The sequence below is a fragment of the Sphaerisporangium sp. NBC_01403 genome, assembly GCF_045040145.1.
GTDB lineage: Bacteria > Actinomycetota > Actinomycetes > Streptosporangiales > Streptosporangiaceae > Sphaerisporangium > Sphaerisporangium viridialbum.
Map to the genome: position 1 here is coordinate 7,816,470 of NZ_CP109534.1, position 26,163 is coordinate 7,842,632.

Below are 26,163 nucleotides of genomic sequence, written 5' to 3' on the forward strand. Positions count from 1 at the left end.
GTTGCCCTGACGAATGGTCCCGATGGGCCATGTCGTCGAAAGCCACCCGGTCGTAACCTCGGAGTGGGTGTGGGCTGCGGAAGGAAGGACGACGCGGTGGGGCACGACTACCTGGACTCACGGGTCCATGACCGTGTCGCGTTGGACGAGATCGCGCTCTACGCGGAGGTGCTCAGCGCCGTCGCTGTCAGCGAGCGAGAGCTGACCTTGGATGAGCTCGACAACGCGCTTGGATTGCGGACTCCGGTGAGTCGCTGAAGATGCTCGCGGAACTGGTCCCGGACTCCTCAAGGGTTCGGGACGGTTTTGCGAAAGGATCCGTGACCACTCTGCCGGACTAGTCCGGCCGGGCCGGGAAACCCCCGAAAACCGCTACGAGCGCACTAGCCTCGCGATGGCCGCAGAGGCCTCCTTGACCTTCTCCTCGGCCTCGGGGCCACCCGCGTTGATGGCGTCCGTCACGCAGTGGCCGATATGGTCCTCCAGGAGCCCCAGCGCCACGGCCTGCAAGGCGCGCGTGGCGGCCGACACCTGGGTGAGGATGTCGATGCAGTAGGAATCCTCCTCGACCATGCGTTGGAGCCCGCGGATCTGACCCTCGATCCGCCGGAGCCTGGTGAGATATGCCTGCTTGTCGCCGCTGTACCCATGCATGAGGTCCAGAATACCTCTTCGGGGTATCCCCCTCGGGACACCGTACGTCAGGGCCTGAGGCTCGCCACCAGCGCCTCCCAGCGGGTGGCGACGGCAGGGGCGGCATGCCTCGCGGCGGACTCCAGCGCCCCGGCGGCCAGCACCATGCGGCGGCGCTCGTCGTCGATCAGGGCCAGCAGCGCCGAGGCGTACGCCTCGATCTCCCCCTCGCCCTGCGGCACCAGCACGCTGTCGCGACCGGGCGTCACGAACTCCCCGGGCCCGCGCGCGCCCTCGAACCCGACCACGGGGACGCCGCACCCCAGCGCCTCGATCACGGTCATGCCGGGCGTCTCGGCGTGCGAGGTGACGGCCACTATCGACGCCTTGGCGAACTCCCCCTGCAGGTCGGGGGTGGTGCCCATGAAGTACACGTTGTTGTGGAGGTCGAGCCGGCCGACCAGCGCGCGGAGCCGCTTCTCCTCGGGTCCACCGCCGTACAGGCGGAGCCGCCAGTCGGGCCGCTTGTCGGTCACGATCGCGAAGGCCTCGATGAGCCGGTCGAACGCCTTGCCCGGCAACCACCGGCCGCCCGCCGAGACGACGCGGTTGTCCATGCGCGAGCGCGGCCAGGGCCCGAGGGGAAGCGCGTCGGGGATGACGTGGAGCGGCGGCCCGTCCGTGCCTTCGAGGATCCGGGCGAACTCCTCCTTGGCCGTCTCGGTGGAGGTGACGACCGCGTCCAGCTTGGGATAGAACCTGCGGACCGGCCCGGGGACGGCCGGGCGGCTCCACTCGCGCGCGACGCGCACGGTCTCTCGTGGAACGTGCCGGGCGGCCTGCACGCTGAGACCCGGCCTCGTGGTCACCAGCACGTCGCAGCGCAGGCCGCGCAGAGTGCGCCAGAGCGCGACCTCGGTGCGCATCTGCCCCCGGGGCAGCAGGTGGCGCACCCCCGGCCGGGCGTCGATGAGCCACCGCAGCGAGATGCGCGGGTCGACAGGGAAGAACGGGGTCTCGCGGACCCTCCTGACGCTGACGATCTCCACCTCGTGCCGGGACGCCAGCTCGGTGGCGAGGTTGAGCACGGCCCGGGTGTCGCCGCGCATGCCGTACGCGGAGGGGATCAGAAAGCAGATCTTCATCCGCCCACCTCGAGACGGAGCTCGTCGTCCACGGTGTAGCAGGGGCGGACCGGCACGCCGTCCACCTTGGTGTCGGGGTAGTGAACGCGGCGCCGCTTGCCGTCGACGTCGTCGAGGCACCCTCCCAGAGGCAGCGGCACCTCGATGCCGTCCACCTCCAGCGACGGCTCCCACAGCCCCTCGTACTCGGGTGTGGCCGCGATGACGTCGCAGAGGGACAGCGCGGCGTGGAACCGCACCCCCTTCACCGTCGCGGCGGACGTGACCGCCGTCTCCGGCCCGGCCGTGCGGCGCAGGGCGAGGCGGGCGGTGTGGTGCGCGTCGTCGTCGTCGAACCCGGTGTACGCCAGCAGCCCGGTGACCTCGAAACGTCCCTCGCGGAACCACACCGCGCGAACGTCGGCCACCGGCTCCGCCTGGGCGATCTTGACGGCGAGGAACCCGTTGAGCGTGCGGTAGGCACGGTAGGCGAGGGTGCGCCGGCTCAGCGCGTAGGCGTCCAGCCGGTCGAGGGAGAAGCCCGGGTCGACGGACTGGATGCGCGTGCGGGTGCGCTCCTCGGCGGGCGGCTCGTGCTGCAGGTAGGCGTCCCAGCGGCCGGGGCTCAGCCCGAGGGGCGCCAGCGACACCGCGACGGAGGCCTCGCGCACCTCCGCCCCCGAGGTGCCGAGCACCACCTTGGTCTCGACGCCGGTGCCCCGCTGCCGCAGGATCAGCTGCGTGCCCTCGGCCAGGGGCTCCTCGATCGCAAGCCGCAGCGAGAGGACGTCGGCCATCGTGACCTCGGCATCGGTTACGACAACGCGCACCGCGCCCCCTCCCCGTCGATTGAGCCGCGCGACGTTGAGGTTACCGTGATTTCTCCGTTATGTGGAGAAAGGTTTTCGGTCCCCGTCTTTCGCCCCTCAGGCGGGGCCTTCCCAGGGGAGGCGTTCCCCCGGCCGGACAAGGGGACGGGCGTGCCGGGCGATCTTCGTACGGTCGCCGGCACGCCTGTCTCTCCGAACTGTCAGGCCTTCACCGGCTGGCCCTTGACCGAGGTGATGAGGAGCTGGGCGACGTCCACGACCTCCAGTGATTCCTTGGCCTGGCCGCTGTTCTTCTTCTCGTTGATCGCGTCTCCGAGCATGACCAGGCAGAAGGGGCAGGCGGTGGAGACGGTGTCGGGATCGGTGGTCAGCGCCTCGTCCACGCGTTCGGTGTTGATGCGCTTGCCGATGCGCTCTTCCATCCACATGCGCGCGCCGCCCGCGCCGCAGCAGAAGCCGCGGTCCTTGCAGCGGTGCATCTCCTGGGTCTGGACCCCGGGGACCTTGGCCATGATGTCGCGCGGCTGGGCGTACACCTTGTTGTGGCGGCCCAGGAAGCACGGGTCGTGGTAGGTGATCTTCTCCTCGATCGGGGTGATCGGGGTGAGGCGGTCGTCCTCGACGAGCTTGGCCAGCAGCTGGGTGTGATGCACCACCTCGAACATGCCGCCGAGCTGGGGATACTCGTTGGCCAGGGTGTTGAAGCAGTGCGGGCAGGTGGCCACGATCTTCTTGACCCCGGCCTCGTTGAGGGTCTCGATGTTCTGCTGGGCGAGCATGTTGAACAGGAACTCCATGCCCAGGCGGCGCGCCGGGTCGCCGGTGCACGCCTCCATCGGGCCCAGCACCCCGAACTTCACCCCGGCGATGTGCAGCAGCTCGGCCACGGCCTTGGTGGTCTTCTTGGCCCGGTCCTCCAGAGCGCCGGCGCAACCGACCCAGAACAGGTATTCCAGGTCGTCGGGGACCTTCTCCTCGATGAGCAGGACCTCGATCGGGTCGACCTCGCGGGAGGCCAGCTCCTCGATCCACTCGGCCCGCTTGGTCTCCGGCACCCCCCACGGGTTGCCCTTGTTCTCGAGGTTCTTGAGCATGACGCCCGCCTCGGAGGGGAAGTTCGACTCGATCATGACCTGGTAGCGGCGCATGTCGATGATGTGGTCGATGTGCTCGATGTCGACCGGGCACTGCTCGACGCACGCGCCGCAGTTGGTGCAGGACCACAGCACATCAGGGTGGATCACACCGTCCTCGCCGACCAGCGGCTTGCCCGCCAGCGCCAAAACGTCCTCGGGCAGGTTCGCCCGCTCCTCCTCACTGGCCAGCAGGTACGGGGCGATCGCGAAGGCGTGGTCACGCTGGTCCAGGATCAGCATCTTGGGCGACAGCGGCTTGTCGGTGTTCCACGCCGGGCACTGCGACTGGCACCGCCCGCACTCGGTGCAGGTGTAGAAGTCCAGGAACCCCTTCCAGGTGGTGTCCTCGATCTTGCCCCGGCCGAACACGTCGGTGTCGGGGTCGGCCTCCTCGAAGTCCAGCACCTTGCCATTGCTGCGCATCTCCGGCACCGCACCCAGGCCATCAGGGCGACGGGAGAACATGACGTTCAGCGGCGCGGTGAAGATGTGCAGGTGCTTGGAGTTCACCACGATCACCAGGAACACCAGCATCACGCCGATGTGCAGGAGCAGGCCGACCTTCTCCAGCACCTCGTTGGCGGTGTGACCAAGCGGGCGCAACAGCGCGGCGGCGGCCTCGGACCCGAAGGCCCCGGCGCGGTAGGGGAAGTTACCCGTGTTGATCGCCGCGCCCCGGAACAGGAACAGCGACCAGATCACGTTGAAGATCATGAACAGGATCAGCCACGCGCCGCCGAGGTGCGAGCCCGCGAACCTGGACTCGCGGCCGAGCTTCTTGGGCGAGTTTGCCAGGCGGATGGCCGCGAAGGCCGCCAGGCCCACAACGCACGCCACCGCGATGAAGTCCTGGAGGAACCCCAGCACGGGCCAGGTACCGACCAGGGGGATGTGGAAGTTGGGCTTGCCGGTGACCGCGCCCTGGACCAGCGCCCCGTACGCCTCCAGGTAGACCGTCGCCAGGATCACAAAAGCCCAGAACACCAGGAAGTGCGCGACACCCGACGGGGTCCACTTCAGCAGCTTCCGCTGAGCGAACACCTCGACAAGCTGCGCCTTGACCTCGGCGCCGATGTTCTCCCTGGCGTATTGCACCCGTTCGGGAGCGGGCTGGCCGCTTGTGGCGAGGCTGTGGAGCCAGCGCACGCGGCGACCCGCGAGCGTGACCGCCACTGCGGTCATCACGAGCCCGATGATCGCTACAAGGAGCACGGGTCCTCCAAACTATGGCGTTGGCTGCCCAGCGTAGATACACCGGTCATCCACGGGGACGGCGGGACCACTCCGAATAGTACCCGCCAGTAACTTAAAGACGGACGCGGGTGGCCATGATTGGCCGGACCGATACTAGAACAATGGTCTGGGAAAAGGTCGCCCCGGAACCGGTCAGTCGTCGCCGAGATAGCGCTGGATCGTGGGGGCCAGGATCTCGACCAGCTCGTCGATCTCGACGGACGCCAGCGGCTCCAGGCGCAGCACGTACCGCATGAGAACGACGCCGAACATCTGCGCGAAGGCTACCTGCATGCGGACGGCAGGGATGCCGAGCCCCTCGACCACGCGGTTCAGCACGGCCATGGTGAGGAACTCGCGGATCATCGCGACGATCTGCTCGTTCGTCATCGCGCTGCGCACAAGGGCGATGATCGGCTCGCGCGCCTGCGGGTCGGCCGTCATCGTCAGCAGGAACCGCACCAGGCGCTCGCCGATCTCGTCGCGGGGCCCCTGGAGGATGCGGGGGATCATCTCGGCGGGGTTGATCGGCAGTTCCAGCGCCGCGACGAAGATGCCCTCTTTGCTGTCGAAGTAGTGGTGGACCAGAGCGGGGTCGACCCCGGCCTCACGGGCGATGCCCCGGATGGTGGCCTTGTCGAAGCCCTTCTCGGAGAAGATCTTGCGGGCCGCGGTGACGATCTCGCCACGCGTGTCCGCCGACCCGGGCCGCCGCCCCGGACGCCGCCTCTCGGCCGTCACCTCTCCGCCTTCCACGCCGTTGTCACCCGCGCTCACGCGCCCGCCTTCCGCGCCGCACCCGCTTCGCGAGCCATGCTCAAGCGCCCCCCTTCGCTTCGTGAGCCGTGCTCACCCGTCCGCCCTGGGGGCGACCGCGAGGTAGACCCGCATCGGCACCCTGAGCCGGCCGCCGGGGAAGACCTCGGCCAGCCCGGCCCGCAGGCGCGCGACGAGCCGGTCGACGGCGTCGCCCTCCATGGCGGCGACGTAGGAGTGGGACCGCAGGTCGAGCAGGAAGTCGTCGACGCCCACCTCGCGGGTCCAGTGCACCCACGCCTCCCGGACGCCCAGCCCCGCCTCGGCCATCACCGCCGCGATCGGAGGCATGTGCCACTCGGGCAGCGCCGGGCCCCAGTAGCCGGGGCAGCTCTCGGCCAGCCGCATCTCGTGGGCCACCAGCCAGCCGGCGGAGCCCGCACCCAGGTCGAGGGTGTTCCACCAGGCCGCGACCGCGCCGCCAGGGCGCACCACCCGTAGTGCCTCCTGGATCGACTCCTCGGGACGCAGCCAGTGCCACGCCTGCGCGTAGCAGACCAGGTCGGCGGAGCCGGAGCGGAGCGGCAGCGCGTTGCCGTCGCCCACGACCGCGCGGGGCGAGTGAGTGCGGGCCACCAGGCGGGCCAGCATGCGCTCGCCGGGGTCGACGGCGACGACCCGCGCCCCCCGGTCGAGCAGGCCGCGCGTCGAGATGCCCGTGCCCGCGCCCACGTCGGCCACGGTCGCGCCGGCCAGCGGGACGGAGGAGAGGTCGGCGAGCGCGTCGTACAGATCTCCGGGATACCCCGGACGGGCCGCGTCATAGGCCTCGGCGACGCGGTTGAACACCTCGTGGCTCATGTCGTCGAGGATGCGGCGAAGTGCAGGCGGGCGAAGGCCAGGCCCTCGGCCAGATCGTCGATGCGCTCGGTGCGCCCGGCGGCCTTGCGCGTGTTGATCTCCAGCACGATCAGCCCGCCGTACCCTGCGGTGGCCAGGCGCTCGAGGATGCGCGCGCAGGGCTGGCTCCCCCTGCCCGGCACCAGGTGCTCGTCCTTGTTGGTGGTGCCGATGCCGTCGGCCAGGTGCAGGTGCGCGAGCCGGTCGCCGAGCTTCTCCGCCATTTCGAGGGCGTCGGAGCCCGAGACGGCCGTGTGCGACAGGTCGAGCGTGACCTGCGGGAAATCCTGGTCGACGGGGTCCCATCCGGGCGCGTACGGCACGACCTCGGCGCCGCGGGCGCGCAGCGGGAACATGTTCTCCACCGCGAAGGTCACGTCGGTCTCGTCGCGCATGCGGGCGAGCCCGGTCTCGAAGTCACGGGCGTAGTCGCGCTGCCAGCGGAAGGGCGGGTGGACCACGACGGTGCGCGCGCCGAGCCGCTCTGCGGCCTTCTGCGCCTTGACGAGCTTGGCCCAGGGGTCGCGGCCCCACACCCGCTGGGTGACGAGCAGGCAGGGGGCGTGCACGGCGAGCACCGGCAGCTGGTAGTGGTCGGAGAGCCGCTCGAGCACGTCGATGTCCTGGCTCACCGGATCGGCGCCGACCATGACCTCTACGCCGTCGTAGCCGAGGCGCGCGGCCAGCTCGAAGGCGTCCGGAGTGCGCTCCGGATACACCGACGCGGTGGACAATGCGATCTTGGCGTTCGGGACTCGGATGACGTCGGTCACATCTGCCAGCCTAAGCCGGGGCACGGCCAGGTGGCGCTCCGCAACCCGGATGCAATGAAGATCACAACTGACGGGCCGGCGTTCCGGCTGGTCTAGCGTGTTCTCATGGCGCGGATCGTGGACGGGGCCATCCCCAGTCCGAACATCTGGAACTCCCCTCGCACGTACGAGCTGGAGAACCGTGCCGTCGACCCCGAGGGCGTCGTGGACGCGGCGATGTCCGCCATCCGGCCCTGGGCCGGAGGCGTCGTGCTCGACATCGGCTGCGGCACCGGCTTCCACCTGCCCCGCTTCGCCGCCACGGCGAGCAAGGTCGTCGGCGTCGAGCCGCACTCGGGCCTGGCCACGCTGGCCGCCGAGCGCTGCCGCGGGCTTCCCGGCGTCTCGGTCCGCACGGCCGCCGCCCAGGCGCTGCCGGTGCCGGACGCCTCCGTAGACGTCGCGGTGGCCCGGTGGGCGTACTTCTTCGGCCCCGGGTGCGAGCCCGGCCTTCGCGAGCTGTCCAGGGTCGTACGCCGGGGCGGCGCCGCCTTCGTCGTCGACCTGGACGCGACCAGGGGCGCGTTCGGCGACTGGTTCAGCCGTACGGTGCCCTCCTACTCCGCGGCGGCCGTGGAGGCGTTCTGGTCGCGCCAGGGGTGGGAGCGCCAGGAGCTCGACCTGCGGATGGCCTTCTCCTCCAGGGCCGACCTGGAGGCCGTGCTGCGCATCGAGTTCGCTCCCGCCGTGGCCGAGGAGGCGATCGAGCGGACCGCCGGCCTCGATCTCGCCTATCCCAATGTGCTGCGCTGGCGCCGGTTCTGACCCTCCCGGATCTCCGGGACGCATCGGCTTGACCTTGACGTTGACGTCAACGATTAGCGTGAGCGCGTACCAGGGGAGGGCCGATGCGGATCGGAGAGCTGGCCAGGCGAGCGGGGGTGAGCACCCGGGCGCTGCGCTACTACGAGCAGCAGGGGCTGCTCCCGGCCAGGAGGTCGGGCAACGGCTACCGGGAGTACGACGAGTCCGACCTGAAGCTCGTCACCGAGATCCGCTCACTGCTCACGGTGGGGTTCACCCTCGACGACGCCCGTCCCTTCGTGGAGTGCCTGCGAGCGGGCAACCACGCGGGAAGCGCCTGCCCTGAGTCCGTCGAGGTCTACCGGCGCAAGCTCGCCCAGATCGACGAGCAGATCCGCACCCTGCTCGGCCGCAGGGCCGAGGTCGCCGCACAGCTTTCCGAGGCGTGCCCCGGATGCGCGCTCAAACCAGGAGGAACGACATGATCACCCTCACCGACCAGAACTTCGACGAGCAGGTCCTCGCGAGCGGCAAGCCCGTCCTGGTGGACTTCTGGACCGAATGGTGCCCCCCGTGCCGCATGGTCGCGCCGATCCTGGAGGAGATCGCGACCGAGTACGGCGAGCGCCTGACCGTGGCCAAGCTGAACGCCGACGACTTCCCGGAGATCGCCGCCCGTTACGGCGTGATGGGCTTCCCCACGCTGAACCTCTACCGGGACGGCGAGGTGGTCCGCCAGGTCATCGGCGCCAAGCCCAAGCGCCTGCTGCTCGCCGAGCTGGACGGCCACTTCTGATCTGCCCGGAGGCCCGTGAGAGCGAGTTTGTCGGCCCGGCCCGATAGCGTGCCCCGCATGACCAAGACGCAGAAGCTCGGTTATCGCTGTGCCGAGTGCGGGTGGCGGGCCGCCAAGTGGGTGGGCCGCTGCGGCGAGTGCCAGGCCTGGGGCACGGTCGACGAAGAGGGCGCGCGCGCCGGGGTCCACGTCGTCCAGGGCGGCGCGGTGTCCGCCCCCGCGCTGCCGATCAGCCAGGTCAAGGCCGAGTTCGCCCGGGCGCGCACCACCGGCATCGGCGAGCTCGACCGGGTGCTCGGCGGCGGCCTCGTGCCCGGCGCGGTCGTCCTGCTGGCCGGGGAGCCCGGCATCGGCAAGTCCACGCTCCTGCTGGAGGCCGCCGCCAGCACCGCGCGCCACGACACGGTGCTCTACGTCACGGGCGAGGAGTCCGCCGCACAGGTCCGCATGCGGGCCGACCGCATCGGCGCCATCCAGGACCAGCTCTACCTGGCGGCGGAGACCGACCTCGCCGCGCTGGTCAGCCACGTCGAGAAGGTCCAGCCCCGGCTCCTCATCGTCGACTCCGTGCAGACCATCGGCTCCTCCGCGGCCTCAGGGGTCCCCGGCGGGGTCACGCAGGTGCGCGAGGTCACGGGCAACCTCGTCCGCCTGGCCAAGGAGCGCGGCATGTCCACCGTGCTGGTGGGCCACGTCACCAAGGACGGCTCGATCGCCGGCCCGCGCGTCCTTGAGCACCTGGTCGACGTGGTGCTCCACTTCGAGGGCGACCGCCACTCCCGGCTGCGCATGGTCAGGTCCATCAAGAACCGCTTCGGTCCCACCGAGGAGGTCGGCTGCTTCGACCTCAACGAGCGCGGCATCCAAGGGCTGCCCGACCCGAGCGGGCTGTTCGTCTCGCGGCGCTCCGAGCCCGTGCCCGGCACGTGCGTCACCGTCACGGTCGAGGGCACCCGCCCGCTCCCCGCGGAGGTCCAGGCCCTCGTGGGGCCCACCGAGGCCCAGCAGCCGCGCCGGTCCTCCTCCGGGCTCGACCCCTTCCGCGTCACGATGATCCTCGCGGTCCTGGAGCGCCGGTTGAACGCCCGGCTGAGCGGCTGCGACGTCTTCACCGCGACCGTGGGCGGCATCCGGCTCAACGACCCCGCCGTCGACCTCGCGGTGATGCTCGCCGTGGCCAGCGCGGCGGGCGACCGGCCCCTGCCGCCCGGCCTGATCGTGCTCGGCGAGGTGGGCCTGGCCGGCGAGCTGCGCCCGGTCAGGGACATCAGGCGCCGGGTGGCCGAGGCCGCCCGCCTGGGCTTCACCCACGCCCTGGTGCCCGCCGGGTCGCTCGACCAGGAGCCCTCGGCGCTCCCGGGAGCCGACGGGCGCGACGCCCGCCATCCGGTCCCCGTGAGCAGTCCCCCGATCCGCACGACGAACTTTTCCCACGGTTTCGACGTCACAGAGGCAGAGAACGTCTGGGACGCGCTCACGCACGTCACCTGAGCACCGTCCGGGTCCGGTCACCGCTTCGCCGGTAAACTGGGCGACGTCAGCGACCAGCGGGGGCCATGTGGCACACACCAACAAGGGGATCGACGAGCGTCGAAGATCCACCCTTGCCACGCTCGCTCCAGGCACCGAGCTGCGTGACGGCCTGGAGCGCATTCTGCGCGGGCACACCGGTGCCCTCATCGTGCTCGGCTATGACGAGACGGTCGAGATCGTGTGCACGGGCGGGTTCACGCTCGACGTGGAGTTCTCCGCGACCCGCCTGCGCGAGCTGGCCAAGATGGACGGCGCCATCGTGCTCAACCGCGCCGGCAACAAGATCGTGCGGGCGGCGGTCCACCTGGTCCCCGACTCCTCCATCCCCACCAACGAGTCCGGCACCCGGCACCGCACCGCCCAACGGGTGGCGCGGCAGACCGGCTTCCCCGTGATCTCCATCAGCAAGTCCATGCGCATCATCGCCCTCTACCTCGACGGCATCCGCTATGTGATGGAGGAGTCCGCCGCGATCCTGTCCAAGGCCAACCAGGCCCTCGCGACCCTTGAGCGCTACAAGATGCGCCTCGACGAGGTCTCCGGCACCCTGTCGGCCCTGGAGATCGAGGACCTGGTCACCGCCCGCGACGTCGCGGCGGTGGTGCAGCGGCTTGAGATGGTCCGCCGCATCGCCGGCGAGATCGAGGGGTACGTCGTGGAGCTCGGCACCGACGGCCGCCTGCTCTCCCTGCAGCTGGCCGAGCTGGTCGCGGGCGTCGAGGAGGACCGCGACCTGATCATGCGCGACTACCTCCCGGCCGGGGCCGGACGCCGCCCGCTCAGGGTCTTCGAGTCGCTGGCCGAGCTCGACCGGCTGTCCCCCGGCGACCTGCTCGACCTCACGGCCGTCGCGCGCGTGCTCGGCCACGCGGGCTCCGAGGCCCTCGACGGGCCGGTGAGCCCCCGGGGGTTCCGCCTGCTGGCCAAGGTGCCACGGCTCCCCGGCAGCGTCGTCGACCGCCTCGTCGACCATTTCGGCGGCCTGCAGAAGCTCCTGGCGGCCAGCACCGACGACCTCCAGTCGGTGGGCGGCGTGGGCGAGTCCCGGGCGCGCAGCGTGCGCGAGGGCCTGTCACGCCTGGCCGAGGCCTCCATCCTGGAGCGCTACGTCTGAGCGCGCCCGCGGGCGTCAGCGCAGGTGGAAGATCACTTTCGAGCTCTTCAGCGACTCCAGCCGGGCCGTCGCGACATAGGTGCCGTCGTGGGCCTTCGGACGGGCGGAGCGGCAGTCGGGCGCCGAACGGTGGCGGTCCCAGTCGACCATCCTCACGTGGGGCACCCCGCGCCGCAGGCGCCGCATGTCGCTGCCGTCGCCGCTCACGCAGTCGGCCGTCGACCAGACGCGGTCGGACCCCGAGGTGATGCGCACCTCGACCGCGCGCGGCCCGACGTCGACCGTGCAGTCGAGGCGGCCGATGTTGACGACGGTCAGCAGAAACCGCGGCGTGCCCTTGCCCGAGTAGACCTCGGACTCGCCGCGCAGGCTGAGGACGAGATCGGGCTTCTGGCACGGGTCGCCGGGGCGGCGGGTGCGGCTCGGGACGGGCGAGGGCGTCAGGACCACAGGGGGCCGCGCGGAGGACACCGCCTTGGCCGTCGCGGTGGAGGTCGGCGTGGAGGACGGCGAGGGCACGGCCGCCGCGCTCACCCCCGAGCCGGGGTCCTTCGAGCCGGCGACCGCGGGCCGCGCCGGCGAGCCCGACCCGAGGCCGCCGGACGCGCTCGTGCAGGCCCATGCCACCACGGCCACCACGACGAGGGCACCGGTGAGCACCGACACCCTGCGGCGCCAGTAGACGTCCGGCCCCTCTACGCCGACGTCGCCACGGAACGTGTCCGGATCCATACTCACAGTATGGAGAGTTGTGGCTCGTCAAGGGTGTCGACCCGCCGCATCGCGGAGAACGTGCTGGTTGGGGAGGCCCGACAGACCAGGGCAGAAACGACGACATCGCCGCGTAACCCGAGCGCCCGTAATAGGCCGTCGACCCTTGCGGGTGCTCCGGCTCGCCTACCATCGACCGTATGACACGTGTGCTGGTCGTGGAGGACGATCCGGCCATCGGCTCTGAGCTGCTGGAGGCGCTCGGCAGCAACGGCTACCAGGTGACCCTCGCGACCACCGGCGGCCAGGCCCTCGAGCGGGTGCGCGACGGCGCCCCCGACCTCGTCCTGCTCGATCTCGGGCTGCCCGACATCGACGGCGTGGCCGTCTGCCGGCGTCTCCGCGGTGCCCTGCCGTTCACCGTGATCGTCGTGCTGACCGCCCGCACCCAGGAGTTCGAGGTCGTCGTCGCGCTCGACGCGGGCGCCGACGACTACCTCACCAAGCCCTTCAGGCTGACCGAGCTGCTCGCCAGGCTGCGCGCGCACCTGCGCCGCCAGACGGCGCCGCCGGGCGAGCGCACGCTGTCCGTGGGGCTCCTCACCCTCGATCTCCCCGCCCGCAGGGCGTACGTCTCCGGCGAGGCGCTGGCCCTGCGGCCCAAGGAGTTCGACCTGCTCGCGGCGCTCGCCTCGCGCGCGGGCGAGGTCGTGACACGCGAGCAGCTGATGGACGACGTGTGGGACGCCAACTGGTTCGGGCCCACCAAGACCCTCGACGTGCACGTCTTCGCCCTGCGCCGCAAGCTGACCGAGCACGGCGAGGATCCCCAGCGCATCACGACCCTGCGCGGGCGCGGCTACCGCTACGAGATCGACGTCTGACCCGCCGGGCGCCCCGTGACGCCCGGGTCAGGTGGCGGGCAGGAGCAGGCTGAACACCGGCGGCGAGGGCCTGCGAAGGACCAGCCGGCCGCCCTCCGCCTCGGCGAGCGACCGCGCCAGCGCCAGGCCGATGCCGTGCCCCTCCTGCTTGCCTGAGCGGCGCGCGAACACGTCGGCCCCCTCTGGGATCCCCGCCCCCTGGTCGGCCACCTCGATCGCGACCCCGTCACCGAGGTCGGCCACGTCGACGGTGATCTCGCCCTTCCCGTGCGCGACGGCGTTGTCCAGCAGCACCTGCAGGATCTGCCGGAGCGCCGCCGGCGACGCGGCGACGGCGGGCAGCTCGTCGGGCAGGTTCAGTCCCAGGTAACGCCCCTGCGCGGCCAGCCCTCCGTACCAGGTCTCCCGCACCTCCTCAAGGAGCGCCCGCACGTCCAGGCACCGGTCCTGCCCGCCGTTCTCGCGCGTGAGCCGTACGAGGTCCTCGACGACGGTGCGCAACTGCTCGCCCCGGGCGAGAGCCGTGCGGATCGCGTCCTCGCGCTGGGCCTCCGGGCGTGCCAGGGCGGACTCCAGGCCGAGGAGCATGCCGGTGAGGCGCGTACGGAGCTGGTGGGAGACGTCGGCGCTGAAGGCGCGCTCGCGTTCGAGCACCTCGCCGAGCCGCTGGGCGGTCGACTCGAGGGCCAGGCCCGCGACGTCGGCCTCCCGCACGTCCGAACGCGGGGCACGGATGGAGAAGTCACCCGCCCCGAGGGCCTGGGCCGCCCGCGTCAGGTGCTCCAGGGGCGCGGCGAGCCGCCTGGACGCGCGCAGCGCGAACACGACCGCCAGGCTGATGACGATCACGGCGAGGCCGGCCATGAGCAGCCACGTCTCGTGCACCCGGTCGGAGACCTCGTCGTACGGCGTGGCCACCCGCACCACGCCCTTGCGCACCTCGTCGGAGGGGATCGGGGCGGAGACCGCCATGAAGCCGTTCTCGACGGCCTCGTGCACGTGGCCGTCCTGGGAGTGGAGGGCGAGATCCGATCGCCTCGGCCCGTCGCCGAACAGCAGGGCGCCGTCGGTGGTGTAGACGCCGACGCGGAGCCCGGTGGGCAGCCCCTTGGGCAGCGAGACCGATGCCGTGCCGCTCCTCACCACCTCGTCGGGGATCGCGGCGGCGATCCACGCGGCGTCGCGCCCGAGGGCCGCCGCCGTCTCGTCGTGGTAGAGCCGCTCGACGGACAGCGCGAGCGGTACCGCGAACAGCGCCACGGCCGGCGCGGCGATGCCGACGATCGCCACGAGGACCCTGCGCCGCAGCGGCGTGCTGTGCGGCTCCCGCGTGGCGCTCCCTCCGGAACCACTCTTCATCCGGACAGGGTGCCAGAAGCCGGGTAAGCGTTCCGCTAACACCCCCTTGATCAGGCACTTCTCCCTGGAACGGCGGGAAGGTAAGGAGCGCGATAACCAGGCCTTGACCCCCATCACACGGACGCCTGTCTACGGTGGCCGACATGGCTTTCCAGACCGCGATGCGGCCTCCGCTCACCGCCCCTCGCTGCCTATGAGCACCGGGGGGCGGGTGAGGCGAACGGGCGTGGGCCAGGGTGCGCAGGATCTAGGCTCGACGTCGTGGGAACCGGACTGCACGCCCCCATCCTCGACTGGTACGCCGAGAAAGCCAGGGACCTTCCCTGGCGACGGCCCGGCGCGAGCCCGTGGGCGATCCTCGTCAGCGAGATCATGCTCCAGCAGACGCCCGTCGCCCGCGTCCTGCCGATCTGGTCCGAGTGGATGGAGCGCTGGCCCACCCCCGCCGCGCTGGCCGCCGAGCCCCCCGGTGAGGCCGTGCGCCACTGGGGCCGCCTCGGATACCCCCGCCGCGCCCTCAACCTGCACGCGTGCGCCCGAGCCGTCACCACAGAGCACGACGGGCAGGTGCCGTCCTCCTACGACGAGCTGCGCGGGCTGCCCGGCATCGGCGACTACACGGCCGCGGCGGTGGCGAGCTTCGCGTTCGGCCGCAGCCACGCCGTGCTGGACACCAACGTCCGGCGGGTGCTGGCCCGCACCGTGCGCGGCGAGGAGTATCCCCCGAAGGCCACCACGACGGCCGAGCGCAGGCTGGCCGAGTCGTTGCTGCCCGCCCTGGACGCCCCGCGCTGGGCGGTCGCCGTCATGGAGCTCGGGGCACTGGTCTGCACGGCCCGCGCGCCCCGCTGCGCCGACTGCCCCGTGGCCGGGCTCTGCGCCTGGCGCCTGGCGGGCCGTCCGGCCTACGACGGCCCCGAGCGGCGCGGCCAGACGTACGCCGGCACTGACCGGCAGTGCCGGGGACGGCTGCTGGCGGTCCTCAGGGAGGCCCACGGCGCGGTGCCCAAGGCCGCGCTCGACGTCGTCTGGGCCGATGCGGTGCAGCGGGAGCGGGCGCTGGACGGCCTCGTCGCGGACGGTCTGGCCGAAGCGCTGGCCGAGGGCACCTACCGGCTGCCCGTCTGAGCTATTACGGCGCCTGAACCGTCACGGCGCCTAAGTTGTTACGGACTCTGAGCTGTTATGGCGTCCGGACTGTTACGGCATCCGCTGCTGTTCCGGCGTCCGGCTGTTATGGCGGGCTGTTGCGGCGGGCGCTCGGTCAGGCGGCGAGCTTGAGGCCGAGGGCGGTGAGGTTGCGGCGGGTCCAGTCGAGCTCGTCGGCGAGCGTGGCCACGAGCGCGGCCGGGCCCTTGCCCTTGGCGGGCGACGCCAGGCCGTGGGCCTCCACCTCGATGTGGGCGCCACCGGTCATGGGACCAGAGAGGATCGCGGCCAGGGTGTTCTCCAGGATCGACTCGGTGCCAGGGACCTCGCCGGTGTGGTTGTGCACGTGGCCGAGCTTGACCACGGAGGCCCCCGCCGCGGCCACCCCGCGCAGGGCGGCGCCGGGCTCCTCGACGCCGCAGGTCAGGTGGCAGGCGTCCAGGCAGACCCCGAGGTACTCCGAGTCGATGCCGCACACGCGCTCCACTGCCTGCTCGGTGGTCTCCAGCACGCAGCCCGGCCACGGCTGGAAGCCCACCCTGATGGTCTTGCCGGTCACGCTGTGCAGGCCGCGGAGCTCACGCGAGAGCCGGTCGAGCCGCCGGGACGCTATCGCGTGCAGGTCGGCGGGCCAGTCGCGGCGCCAGCCGATCGGGATCGTCGAGATGCTCCCGAAGCGCACGTCCTCGGGGAGCAGGAAGGCGAGGATCTTCGCGAGGGCCATCGTGTAGCGGTAGCGCTCGGGCTTGGCCCAGTCGGGGCCGGGACTCTCCTGCCCCATCCCCCGGCCGCCCGCGCCGTTCAGGCTGACGACCTCCAGGCCGCGCTCCTCCAGGGAGCGGCGCAGCCGTACGAGCTCGATGCGGTCGGCGATGAGGTGGTCGGCGACCCCGGGGGCAAGCCAGAGGCCGATGCCGAGCCGGTCGACGCCGAGCCGCTTGCGCACGGGTACGGCGTAGCGGGTCAGGTGGGCGATGAGGTTCTCCAGGTCCTCCGCGGGGTGCACGCCCGCGTTGTAGGACAGGTGAACGAGCGTGCCGTCCTCATGACTCAGGCGCATTCGGTACCTCCCAGGCGTACTGCGCTTCGGACCTCATCACTTCACGTGACCTGTCCTGGTCACATGAGGCAGGGGTCCCTACCTGCCGGGAATCCGGCCTGACCCGCCCGAGTCTGCCCGGTGGGCACCGACCCCCGCGTCCTCCCGGCAGCGGATCCCCCGCTACACCGACGGGGGGATCTCGGCGATGTTCACCGTGCTCAGTGGATCTTGTGAGCCACCTGGTCGAGACTTGGCCTGATTCGCTCTACGGAGTGTAGTACTACCTTCGGTGGTGTCATAGCGAATCGGACCAAAGTGATCTCACGAAATACGAAAGACCCCTCGTGAGGTGCTCACGAGGGGTCCATTCGACCTGCCGGCCGACCGGGGCGGTCATGACGACCGCCTGACCCCGCCGACCGGATGCGGTCTACGACCGCGTGCGATCCTTACGGCCGCGTGATCCTTACGGCCGCGTGCGGTCCGCCGGTCCGGCAGAGGCGCCGGCTCGGGTGCCGGCGTCCTCGACGATGGCCGCCGCGGAGTCCGGGATCTCGGGCTGCGCCTTCTGCTCACCGACGAAGGTGAACTTGGCCTCGTCGCCCTCGCCCTCGATCGCGATCTTGACGACCTGACCGGGACGCAGGTCGCCGTACAGGATCTTCTCCGACAGCGAGTCCTCCAGCTCACGCTGGATGGTGCGGCGGAGCGGACGGGCGCCGAGGACCGGGTCGTAGCCACGCTCGGCCAGCAGCTGCTTGGCCTCCGGCGTGAGCTCCATGCTCATGTCGCGGTCCTTCAGACGCGCGTCCACCTGCGCGAGCATCAGATCGACGATCTTGATGATCTCGGCCGGCGTGAGCTGGTGGAAGACCACGGTGTCGTCGACACGGTTGAGGAACTCGGGCCGGAAGTGCTGCTTGAGCTCCTCCTGGACCTTGGACTTCATCCGGTCGTAGTTGCCCTCGACGTCGTTGGACTTCGCGAACCCGACCCCGATGCCCTTGGAGATGTCACGGGTGCCGAGGTTGGTCGTCATGATGATGACGGTGTTCTTGAAGTCGACGACCCGCCCCTGGGCGTCGGTCAGGCGACCGTCTTCCAGGATCTGCAGCAGCGAGTTGAAGATGTCCGGGTGGGCCTTCTCGATCTCGTCGAACAGGACCACGGAGAACGGCTTGCGCCGCACCTTCTCGGTCAGCTGGCCGCCCTCTTCGTACCCGACGTAGCCGGGAGGGGAGCCGAACAGCCGGGAGACGGTGTGCTTCTCCATGAACTCGGACATGTCCAGCATGATCAGCGCGTCTTCGTCCCCGAAGAGGAACTCGGCGAGCGCCTTGGACAGCTCGGTCTTACCGACGCCGGACGGGCCGGCGAAGATGAACGAACCACCCGGACGGCGCGGGTCCTTCAGACCGGCGCGCGTGCGGCGGATCGCCCGGGACAGACCCTTGATGGCGTCGTCCTGACCGATGATGCGCTTGTGCAGCTCGTCCTCCATGCGGAGCAGGCGCTGCGACTCCTCCTCGGTCAGCTTGAAGACCGGGATGCCGGTGGCCGTCGCGAGGACCTCGGCGATGAGCTCCTCGGTGACCTCGGCGACGACGTCCATGTCGCCGGCCTTCCACTCCTTCTCGCGCCTGTCGCGCTTGAGCTGGAGCTGCTTCTCCTGGTCGCGGAGGGCCGCCGCCTTCTCGAAGTCCTGCGCGTCGATCGCGGACTCCTTGTCGCGGCGCACCTGGGCGATCTTCTCGTCGAACTCGCGGAGGTCCGGCGGCGCGGTCATGCGGCGGATGCGCATGCGCGAGCCGGCCTCGTCGATGAGGTCGATCGCCTTGTCCGGCAGGAAGCGGTCGCTGATGTAGCGGTCGGCCAGCTGGGCCGCCGCCACCAGGGCCGCGTCGGTGATCGTCACGCGGTGGTGGGCCTCGTAGCGGTCGCGCAGACCCTTGAGGATCTCGATCGTGTGGCTGAGCGAGGGCTCGGCCACCTGGATCGGCTGGAACCGGCGCTCCAGCGCGGCGTCCTTCTCGAGGTGCTTGCGGTACTCATCGAGCGTGGTCGCGCCGATGGTCTGCAGCTCGCCCCGGGCCAGCATCGGCTTCAGGATGCTGGCGGCGTCGATCGCGCCCTCGGCGGCACCCGCACCGACCAGCGTGTGGAGCTCGTCGATGAACAGGATGATGTCGCCGCGCGTGCGGATCTCCTTGAGCACCTTCTTCAGGCGCTCCTCGAAGTCACCGCGGTAGCGGGAACCGGCGACCAGCGCGCCCAGGTCGAGGGTGTAGAGCTGCTTGTCCTTGAGGGTCTCGGGCACCTCGCCCTTGACGATCTTCTGGGACAGGCCCTCGACAACGGCGGTCTTGCCGACGCCGGGCTCGCCGACCAGGACGGGGTTGTTCTTGGTCCTGCGGGACAGGACCTGCATGACCCGCTCGATCTCCTTGTCGCGCCCGATCACCGGGTCGAGCTTGCCCTCGCGGGCGGCCTGGGTCAGGTTGCGGCCAAACTGGTCCAGCACAAGCGAGGTCGACGGAGCCGACTCCTGCGGGCCACCGGCCGCCGCGGGCTCCTTGCCCTGGTAGCCGTGGAGCAACTGGATGACCTGCTGCCGGACGCGGTTGAGGTCGGCGCCAAGCTTCACCAGCACCTGAGCGGCCACGCCCTCGCCCTCACGGATGAGGCCGAGGAGGATGTGCTCGGTGCCGATGTAGTTGTGACCCAGCTGCAAGGCCTCGCGGAGCGACAGCTCAAGGACCTTCTTGGCGCGCGGGGTGAAAGGAATGTGCCCCGACGGCGCCGACTGCCCCTGGCCGATGATCTCCTCGACCTGCTGGCGCACACCCTCAAGACTGATGCCCAGGCTCTCAAGTGCCTTGGCTGCCACGCCTTCGCCCTCATGGATCAAGCCAAGAAGAATGTGCTCAGTGCCGATGTAGTTGTGGTTGAGCATCCGGGCCTCTTCTTGGGCCAGGACGACAACCCGCCGTGCGCGGTCAGTGAACCTTTCGAACATCTCGTCGCTCCCTCACAGAGCGGTCAGGCAGCTCGGGATATCCGGGCCCGCCGCATCCGCATGCTAGCCCCGACCGGTGACCGCTCAATACAGGAGACGTTCCCCGAGAGCAGGGCGTTCACGCTCCATCCAACTACTGTTGGGGGGTCACATGTTCCCGCTACGCCGCAAGCGAACGACGTTTAACTTCGCCGATTTACGTGAACCCCTCGGCCCCACGCCGGACGATCACGCTCGGATAACACGATCATGCGGCTATGACGGCGATTGATGAGCCGGCGCCGTCATAGCCGAGTGATCACAAAGGGCTCGTCAGTGTGCCGCTTCGTACTGCTCCACCACGGAGGAGGCAATACGACCGCGCTCACTCACGGAGATCCCGTGGGCCTTGGCCCACGCGCGGATCTCCGAGCTCTTTTCCCGGGACGGACGCTGGCCGCCACCGCGCTTACGACCGCGCGTGGAGGCGCCCTCGGCCCTACGGGCTCCGGAGACGAAAGAGGACAGCGCCTCGCGCAGCTTCTTGGCGTTGTCGCCGCTCAGGTCAATCTCGTAAGCGGAGCCATCAATCGCGAAGGTGACAGTCTCATTGGCCTCGCCACCATCGAGGTCGTCGATGAGTATCTTCTGGATCTGCGTGGCCATCTGGCAATCCTTTCGCAGAGCATTGTTCGATTCGCCAGCTAAACATATACCCGGTAACCCTGGCTGACAATTCAAGGAACCTGTGGATTCACGGGGAACACGCCGCCAGACCTCCGGGGTCAGTCGGAAGAAGCCTCTGACGACTTCCCGGAGGCTTCCGCCTCCCGCCGCCTGCCCTCCGCTTCGGAACGCATCAGCTTCACGACGCCGATGATGACCACCGCGGCGACTACCGCTGGTGGTATCAACGCGGACAATACATCGTTCATTGATCCTCGCTCCACGCGGGGGGTGGCATTCACCGGGGCCCCACGTTAATTGTCACACGAGACTCCCTGAGTCTGTACCACGGTTGGCTGATCGAGGAGTCAGGATCCGACTCTATCCCCACAGGAGGTCAGCGCGGGTTGCGGGGCGGCGGTCCATAGCGGCCCAAGGACCGTTCCAGAGCATTCTCCGTCTCTCCAGCCGTCTTACCGGATGCCCCAGGAAAGGTGATCCCCTGAAAACACGGGCGGGGCGGTCGCAGTGCGACCGCCCCGCCCATAAAGCTGATCTCAGCGTGGTGCCTTGACGACAACGGTGCCCGCGAGCTTGTCGTGCAGCCCCTGCTGTAGCGGCTTGTCGACGAGGATTAGCACGCCCAGCACGAGGACGAAGATGGACGAGAGCCACCCGAGGAAGGGAATGCCGTAGAGAACCATCACGCCCGGGAAGATAGCCGAACGCTTCATCACCACGGACGAATCCAGGGGGCCGCCGCCGACCGCGGCAAGACGGATCTTCATGACCTTCTTCCCGAGGGTCTGACCGTCCTTGGAATGCAGCACATAGTCGTAGGCCGCATACGCGGCGAACGCGATGATCCCCGCCAGGAGGCCCGGGAGCACGTACGACCCCGTCGAAAGGGCCGGGTTCGCGAGGATATCGGCCACCGACGGCTGGAAGATCGACGCCAGGATGCTGGACAGGATCGCGTAGATGACGCCGAAGATCACATTGTCGATGATCCGGGCGACGAGGCGCTCCCACCACTCGGCGAGCGGGGCGGGGGCTCCCTGAGGAATCGGCGCGCCCTGCGGGGCGCCGTACGGCGGCGGAGCGCCGTAGGGGTTGCCGTAGCCCCCGTCCTGGGGACCGCCGTAGGGCTGACCGGGAGGCGGCGGAGGCTGGTAGGGATTACCGGGGGGTGGTTCTGCCGTCATTCTGAGCACCTTTCGCGACAGGCGTAGGAAGCTGCGGTTCGTGCAAGGTCCTATCGCAAGTACGTGTATGTCCGTTACCGGATCGCCGACGTGGTCACCGGGGTTCCCGGAGCCTGCCGTTCACGACCTCCAGCAGCGCTGCTCTGGAGTTCAGGTGCGGTTTGCCCGGGATTTTCACGGACGGGTTGCCTGAGGGTCTCACGGATCCGGCCAAGGGTCTCACGAACGGTACACGAGGGGCGCCATGGACAGAATGCGACGGCAGGAGCAGACCACCTCCAGGTGGACGCGGGCAGGAAAAAGGGCCGGAGGAGACATCCCCCGGCCCTCTCGCCGGCCTTACTTGATCTTGACGACGATCGTGTTCGCGGCCTTGTCGTGCAGGCACTGCTGGAGCGGCTTGTCCCAGAACTGCCAGAGCACGTTGACCAGATAGAAGATCGAGCCAAGCCAGTACACCACAGGAACCCACTGGAGAAGCTGCGGCGGCCCCCAGAGCACGGCCGCGCGCTTGATCGCCACGTCGGTGCCCAGGCCGCCCGCGTCGAGCGTGCCCCCCACGGGAACGACCTTGATGCCCATCACGATCTTGCCGACCGTCTGGCCGCGCTGCTTGAGCATCAGGAACTCGTAGGCGATCCAGGTGGCGCCGACGAGCAGCGAGATCAGCAGTGACGCGAGGAAGACCCCGCCTCCCGGGTTGATCACCTGTGTGTTGGGATCCCAGCTAGGCGTGGTCACGATGATCGCCGTCAGCGCAAGGCTGATGATCAGCCACGGGATGCCGAGGATCACCGCGTCGATGATGCGGGCGACCAGGCGCTGCCACCACTCGGCCAGGGGAGCCGGCGCGCCCGGGGGCTGCACGCCCGCCGGAGCGTACGGCTGCTGGTAGCCGCCCTGCGCGTAACCGGGCTGGCCGTAGCCCTGCGGGGCGTACCCCTGCTGGCCGTACTGCGGCTGCTGACCGTAGGCGGCCTGCTGCTGCCCGTACTGCGGCTGACCGTATTGCTGGTCGCCGTAGCCCTGCTGCTGGCCGTACTGCTGCTGCCCGTACTGGGCCTGCTGGCCGTACGCCTGCTGCTGGTCCTGGCCGGGCTGCTGGCCGTACGCCTGCTGCTGCTCCTGGCCGGGCTGCTGGCCGTAGCCCGGCTGACCCTGCTGCCCGTACTGCGGCTGCTGACCGTACCCGCCCTGCTGGCCGTACTGCTGCTGCCCGTACGCCTGCTGCTGCTGGTCGTAACCGGGCTGCTGGCCGTAGCCCTGCTGGGCCTGCTGGCCGTACTGCGGCTGCTGGCCGTACCCGCCCTGCTGGCCGTACTGCTGCTGGCCGTAGCCCTGCTGCCCGTACGCCTGGCCGGAGCTCGGCTGCGAGTCGTGCTGGCCGTACGCCTGCTGGCCCTGCTGCTGGCCCTGCTGGCCGTACTGCTGAGGCTGCTGGGGGTAGCCCTGGCCGTACGCTCCGGTGCCGCTCTGCTGCCCGTACCCGCCCTGCTGGCCGTACGGCTGCTGCTGCCCGTAGGACTGCTGGGGGTAGCTGTTCTCTGATGTCGGCTGGGGACGGTGAACGATCGTCACCTCCGGATCGGCGCCCGGAGCGGGCCGATCGGCGTTGTGCTGCTGCCCATATTGCGGAGATCCGGATGACGACTGATCGTCCTCCGGTTCGTCCCGTGGGTACGGCGGCTGTCCGGTGCTCACCGTGTCACCTCACTTCGGCTTCGCATGCGGCATATGTCAGACACACATGCTGTGGTGTTGCCCAACGTAGCGACAGTGGCATCAACAGTCACCTTTCCATCGCGTCATCCCTGCGGTCAAGATCGCGGGATCAAATGCAGAAGCATGCGCGTGTTACCGAGAGTGTTCGGCTTGACGTGTTCCAGATCGAGGAACTCGGCCACGCCCTCATCGTAGGAGTCGAGCAACTCGGCGTACACCTCCGGAGACACCGGAGTGCCGTGGACCTCCTCGAATCCATGCTTGGCGAAGAAGTCGACCTCGAAGGTCAGGCAGAAGACCCGCTGTAACCCGAGCTCGCGCGCGGTGTCCAGCAGCGCGGCCACGATCATGTGGCCGATGCCGAGACCGCGGCAGCCGACGTCGACGGCGACCGTGCGGATCTCCGCGAGGTCCTCCCAGAGCACGTGGAGCGCGCCACAGCCCACCACCACCCCGCCGCTCTCGGCGACCCAGAACTCCTGGACGTCCTCGTAGAGGGTGACGGTCGACTTGCGCAGAAGGCGCGGGCCGTCGCCGGAATAGGTGTCGACCAGTCGCCTGATGGTGCGGACGTCCGGAGTGCGGGCTCGCCTGACGACGAGCGTGCTGCCGGCGCGTCCGGGCTCCACGACCTGCTCCATGACGGGCCAGCGTATCCGGCCGTAGCGGCGGAACTCTCGTGGTCCTGAGGGGTCGCGCGCCATAACGGACGGACCTAAAACCCCTTCAGCTCTCGCCGCTGTCGCGCTCGGTAGCCGATCGAGTGCAGCGCGTCGAAATCACCGGCCTTGTCGACATTTCATGGCTGATGCGATGGCGGACCTGCGACTTTCTGCGTCAAGTACGCCCCAAAGACCCCTAAAGCCAGGGTAACGTGGGCGCGGCATCACAGCAGGCGTGATCTTCTCGTGACGCGCTGGTTGTGAAACCTCAACAGAATTCGCAGTTCTGGTTGAGCACGAACCTCGACTGCACTAGTGTCCAGCGTCAATGTCGGTCATCGCGCAACGGTGACTGAAACCGCCTAATCCCGGCCACATCCAAAGTGGCGGGGAACCGGGGACCCAATGGTGAGAGACGGGGCGACACCCCCGGCGCACCACCCCTGGGGTGAATCCGAGAGGGAGGCATCGCGATCCTCCATGGTCACGATGGTCACGCACTCGGTAGGGCTACTCCGGCCCGAACCCGTCAGCTAACCCGGTAGGCGGCCGAGGAGAGGAGCTCGTTGGTGCAGCCTAGGCGCACGCCTGGAAAGAGCGCGGGCAGGCATGCCCGCTCCCGAGAGCGGAGCCCGCGTTCCTGGCTCGGCACGGTAATGGGAGCGCCCCGGCGTCTCCCGCGCCGTATCGCGCTCGTCACCGTCACCCTGACGGCCGTGACGTTCGGGTCGCCTCTGATAGCCGCGACCGCAGAGCCCAAGCCCAGCCTGAACCAGCTGAAGACCCAGGTCGAGCACCTCTACAACGAGATCGAGTCGCTCACCGAGCAGTACAACGGCCAGAAGGAGCGCCTCAAGCAGGCGCAGCGCTCGGCCGACCTCGCCAAGAAGACCCTGGCCAAGAGCCAGACCGATCTGGAGGAGAAGCGCCGCAAGGCCGGGCTGTACGCGCAGGACGCCTACATGACCGGCGGCATCGACTCCTCGCTCGCGCTCGCCATGTCGGGCGACCCCGCCCGATACCTCGACCGCGCGGCCACGACCTACGCCCTCCAGCTTCAGCAGGGCGAGGAGGTCTCGCAGATCACCAAGGCCATGGACATGGCCGAGCGCGCCAAGGCCAGCGCCAAGGCCCGCGAGGTCGAGGTCAAGAAGCTCGTCACCGACCTCGCGTCCCAGCGCGACAAGATCCGCACCCTGGTCGCCAAGACCGAGAGCAGCCTGTTCAAGCGGGCCCTGTCCCAGGCGGGCCAGTCGTTCGGCAGGGCGACGAAGATCGACATTCCGATCCCCGGCCAGGGCAAGGCCGCCGAGGCCACCAAGTGGGCGCTGACCCAGCAGCTCAGGCCGTACGTCTGGGGCGCCGCGGGCCCGACCACCTTCGACTGCTCCGGCCTCGTCATGTGGGCCTACCAGAAGGTCGGCATCAGCCTCCCCCACTACACGGGCGACCAGTGGACCGCCGGCACCCACGTGTCCCGGGAGGACCTTCGCCCCGGCGACCTGGTCTTCTTCTACAGCGACCTGCACCACGTGGGCATCTACATCGGCGGCGGCATGATGGTGCACGCGCCTCACACCGGTGACGTGGTGCGGGTGGCCCCGCTGGGCAACCGGCCGTTCGCCGGCGGCGTGCGCATCGCCGACTGACCTCCAGAAGCAGACCCTCCAGAAGCTGACGGACCCCCAGAAGCAGACGGACCTACCGAAGCAGCCTGACCCGCCGGAACAGGCCGGTCCGCTACGCCTGAGAGCGGCGAGGCGGCACGCCGGGCAGGCAATGGCTTCGGGCCTGCCCGCCGTGCCCCCCACCCCACACGGTGCCCTCCTCGGCTAGATGAGCCTGCGGCGCGCCGCCCAGGCCACCGCCTCGATCGCGGTGGCGACGCCGATGCGGTCGCAGATGCCCCGGAGGCGCCGCCGCACCGTGCGGCCGCTGACATCCAGCCGGCGACCGACCCTGTCGACCGTCACGCCCTTGGCCAACTCGGCGAGCAAAAGAAGATCATCGTCGCTCAATCCCACACCGTCTGATCCCGGGGGAATGTCATTCTCCCGGGAAACCAGATCCGGATACGCCATCGGGTGTCCTCCCCCACGACGAACTCGGCAACATACTGAATGCTTCGGCCCGCCCGTCAGGAACGGTAAACGCCAT

Annotated in this window: 26 protein-coding genes and 1 riboswitch; of the genes, 9 read left to right on the forward strand and 17 right to left on the reverse strand. The window is 69.7% G+C overall.

Annotation, left to right across the window (positions count from 1 at the left end; all coding sequences use genetic code 11):
• Nucleotides 1-69: 69 nt before the first annotated feature.
• A complete protein-coding gene (locus tag OG589_RS35050; protein WP_358552896.1) occupies nucleotides 70-258 on the forward strand; it encodes a hypothetical protein in 189 nt (62 codons plus the stop codon).
• Between the two features lie 114 nt (nucleotides 259-372).
• On the opposite strand, the gene OG589_RS35055 is transcribed toward OG589_RS35050, so the two are convergent.
• The 7 genes from OG589_RS35055 to OG589_RS35085 all read right to left on the reverse strand — a co-directional run bounded on the left by OG589_RS35055 (nucleotide 373) and on the right by OG589_RS35085 (nucleotide 7,385).
• Nucleotides 373-654 carry a metal-sensitive transcriptional regulator gene (locus OG589_RS35055; RefSeq protein WP_262844753.1) on the reverse strand — a complete coding sequence of 94 codons (282 nt, stop codon included), beginning with the start codon at nucleotides 652-654 and terminating at the stop codon, nucleotides 373-375.
• 47 nt (nucleotides 655-701) lie between these two features.
• Nucleotides 702-1,778, reverse strand: coding sequence for a glycosyltransferase (locus OG589_RS35060; RefSeq protein WP_405142528.1), 1,077 nt, complete (start codon nucleotides 1,776-1,778; stop codon nucleotides 702-704).
• Nucleotides 1,775-2,587 (reverse strand): hypothetical protein, encoded by an 813-nt coding sequence (locus tag OG589_RS35065; protein WP_405142529.1) that lies wholly within the window; start codon nucleotides 2,585-2,587, stop codon nucleotides 1,775-1,777. The genes OG589_RS35060 and OG589_RS35065 overlap by 4 nt, the downstream gene beginning before the upstream one ends.
• A 200-nt stretch (nucleotides 2,588-2,787) precedes the next feature.
• Complete coding sequence (locus OG589_RS35070; RefSeq protein WP_405142530.1) at nucleotides 2,788-4,935, reverse strand: (Fe-S)-binding protein; 2,148 nt, start codon at nucleotides 4,933-4,935, stop codon at nucleotides 2,788-2,790.
• Nucleotides 4,936-5,109: 174 nt separating this feature from the next.
• Entirely contained in the window at nucleotides 5,110-5,733 is a 624-nt protein-coding gene (locus OG589_RS35075; RefSeq protein WP_405142531.1) for a TetR family transcriptional regulator, read from the reverse strand.
• 72 nt (nucleotides 5,734-5,805) lie between these two features.
• A complete protein-coding gene (locus OG589_RS35080) occupies nucleotides 5,806-6,573 on the reverse strand; it encodes a class I SAM-dependent methyltransferase (protein WP_405142533.1) in 768 nt (255 codons plus the stop codon).
• Nucleotides 6,570-7,385, reverse strand: coding sequence for a sugar phosphate isomerase/epimerase family protein (locus OG589_RS35085; RefSeq protein WP_405142534.1), 816 nt, complete (start codon nucleotides 7,383-7,385; stop codon nucleotides 6,570-6,572). The genes OG589_RS35080 and OG589_RS35085 overlap by 4 nt, the downstream gene beginning before the upstream one ends.
• Nucleotides 7,386-7,490: 105 nt before the next feature.
• Here OG589_RS35085 and OG589_RS35090 point away from each other — a divergent pair, with 105 nt between their 5' ends.
• The 5 genes from OG589_RS35090 to disA all read left to right on the forward strand — a co-directional run bounded on the left by OG589_RS35090 (nucleotide 7,491) and on the right by disA (nucleotide 11,611).
• Nucleotides 7,491-8,189: a class I SAM-dependent methyltransferase gene (locus OG589_RS35090; RefSeq protein ID WP_405142535.1), complete on the forward strand. Its 699-nt coding sequence runs from the start codon at nucleotides 7,491-7,493 to the stop codon at nucleotides 8,187-8,189.
• Nucleotides 8,190-8,272: 83 nt separating this feature from the next.
• Entirely contained in the window at nucleotides 8,273-8,653 is a 381-nt protein-coding gene (locus OG589_RS35095; protein WP_405142537.1) for a MerR family transcriptional regulator, read from the forward strand.
• The gene (gene trxA / locus OG589_RS35100; protein ID WP_405142539.1) at nucleotides 8,650-8,964 is read left to right on the forward strand and encodes a thioredoxin; all 315 of its coding nucleotides are present in this window, start codon (nucleotides 8,650-8,652) and stop codon (nucleotides 8,962-8,964) included. Before OG589_RS35095 ends, trxA begins: the two co-directional genes overlap by 4 nt.
• A 57-nt stretch (nucleotides 8,965-9,021) precedes the next feature.
• A complete protein-coding gene (gene radA, locus OG589_RS35105; protein WP_405142541.1) occupies nucleotides 9,022-10,455 on the forward strand; it encodes a DNA repair protein RadA in 1,434 nt (477 codons plus the stop codon).
• 67 nt (nucleotides 10,456-10,522) lie between these two features.
• Complete coding sequence (disA, locus tag OG589_RS35110) at nucleotides 10,523-11,611, forward strand: DNA integrity scanning diadenylate cyclase DisA (protein WP_405142542.1); 1,089 nt, start codon at nucleotides 10,523-10,525, stop codon at nucleotides 11,609-11,611.
• Nucleotides 11,612-11,626: 15 nt separating this feature from the next.
• Here the strand turns inward: disA and OG589_RS35115 are convergent, their stop codons facing one another.
• Nucleotides 11,627-12,343, reverse strand: coding sequence for a hypothetical protein (locus tag OG589_RS35115; RefSeq protein WP_405142544.1), 717 nt, complete (start codon nucleotides 12,341-12,343; stop codon nucleotides 11,627-11,629).
• A 179-nt stretch (nucleotides 12,344-12,522) separates the two neighbouring features.
• On the opposite strand from OG589_RS35115, the gene OG589_RS35120 reads away from it, so the two are divergent.
• Nucleotides 12,523-13,206 (forward strand): response regulator transcription factor, encoded by a 684-nt coding sequence (locus OG589_RS35120; RefSeq protein ID WP_405142546.1) that lies wholly within the window; start codon nucleotides 12,523-12,525, stop codon nucleotides 13,204-13,206.
• A 27-nt stretch (nucleotides 13,207-13,233) separates the two neighbouring features.
• Here OG589_RS35120 and OG589_RS35125 read toward each other — a convergent pair whose 3' ends face one another.
• A complete protein-coding gene (locus tag OG589_RS35125) occupies nucleotides 13,234-14,565 on the reverse strand; it encodes an ATP-binding protein (RefSeq protein ID WP_405142547.1) in 1,332 nt (443 codons plus the stop codon).
• 261 nt (nucleotides 14,566-14,826) lie between these two features.
• Between OG589_RS35125 and OG589_RS35130 the strand changes: the two genes are divergently transcribed.
• Complete coding sequence (locus OG589_RS35130; protein WP_405142548.1) at nucleotides 14,827-15,693, forward strand: A/G-specific adenine glycosylase; 867 nt, start codon at nucleotides 14,827-14,829, stop codon at nucleotides 15,691-15,693.
• A gap of 136 nt (nucleotides 15,694-15,829) precedes the next feature.
• Here OG589_RS35130 and OG589_RS35135 read toward each other — a convergent pair whose 3' ends face one another.
• From OG589_RS35135 to OG589_RS35165, 7 genes are all read right to left on the reverse strand, one after another.
• A complete protein-coding gene (locus OG589_RS35135; RefSeq protein WP_405142550.1) occupies nucleotides 15,830-16,774 on the reverse strand; it encodes a sugar phosphate isomerase/epimerase family protein in 945 nt (314 codons plus the stop codon).
• A gap of 448 nt (nucleotides 16,775-17,222) precedes the next feature.
• Complete coding sequence (locus OG589_RS35140; protein ID WP_405142551.1) at nucleotides 17,223-19,772, reverse strand: ATP-dependent Clp protease ATP-binding subunit; 2,550 nt, start codon at nucleotides 19,770-19,772, stop codon at nucleotides 17,223-17,225.
• Nucleotides 19,773-20,084: 312 nt separating this feature from the next.
• Complete coding sequence (locus tag OG589_RS35145) at nucleotides 20,085-20,417, reverse strand: Lsr2 family protein (RefSeq protein WP_405142552.1); 333 nt, start codon at nucleotides 20,415-20,417, stop codon at nucleotides 20,085-20,087.
• A 119-nt stretch (nucleotides 20,418-20,536) separates the two neighbouring features.
• Nucleotides 20,537-20,686, reverse strand: coding sequence for a hypothetical protein (locus OG589_RS35150; protein WP_405142553.1), 150 nt, complete (start codon nucleotides 20,684-20,686; stop codon nucleotides 20,537-20,539).
• A gap of 288 nt (nucleotides 20,687-20,974) precedes the next feature.
• Complete coding sequence (locus OG589_RS35155; protein ID WP_405142554.1) at nucleotides 20,975-21,622, reverse strand: RDD family protein; 648 nt, start codon at nucleotides 21,620-21,622, stop codon at nucleotides 20,975-20,977.
• Nucleotides 21,623-21,961: 339 nt separating this feature from the next.
• Nucleotides 21,962-23,200 carry an RDD family protein gene (locus OG589_RS35160; protein ID WP_405142555.1) on the reverse strand — a complete coding sequence of 413 codons (1,239 nt, stop codon included), beginning with the start codon at nucleotides 23,198-23,200 and terminating at the stop codon, nucleotides 21,962-21,964.
• Between the two features lie 239 nt (nucleotides 23,201-23,439).
• Entirely contained in the window at nucleotides 23,440-23,985 is a 546-nt protein-coding gene (locus OG589_RS35165; RefSeq protein WP_405142556.1) for an amino-acid N-acetyltransferase, read from the reverse strand.
• 370 nt (nucleotides 23,986-24,355) lie between these two features.
• Nucleotides 24,356-24,570, forward strand: a riboswitch (cyclic di-AMP (ydaO/yuaA leader).
• Between the two features lie 152 nt (nucleotides 24,571-24,722).
• Here OG589_RS35165 and OG589_RS35170 point away from each other — a divergent pair.
• The gene (locus OG589_RS35170) at nucleotides 24,723-25,655 is read left to right on the forward strand and encodes an NlpC/P60 family protein (protein ID WP_405142557.1); all 933 of its coding nucleotides are present in this window, start codon (nucleotides 24,723-24,725) and stop codon (nucleotides 25,653-25,655) included.
• A gap of 183 nt (nucleotides 25,656-25,838) precedes the next feature.
• Here the strand turns inward: OG589_RS35170 and OG589_RS35175 are convergent, their stop codons facing one another.
• Nucleotides 25,839-26,087, reverse strand: a complete 249-nt coding sequence (locus OG589_RS35175) for a LuxR C-terminal-related transcriptional regulator (protein WP_363915354.1) — start codon at nucleotides 26,085-26,087, stop codon at nucleotides 25,839-25,841.
• Nucleotides 26,088-26,163: the final 76 nt, after the last annotated feature.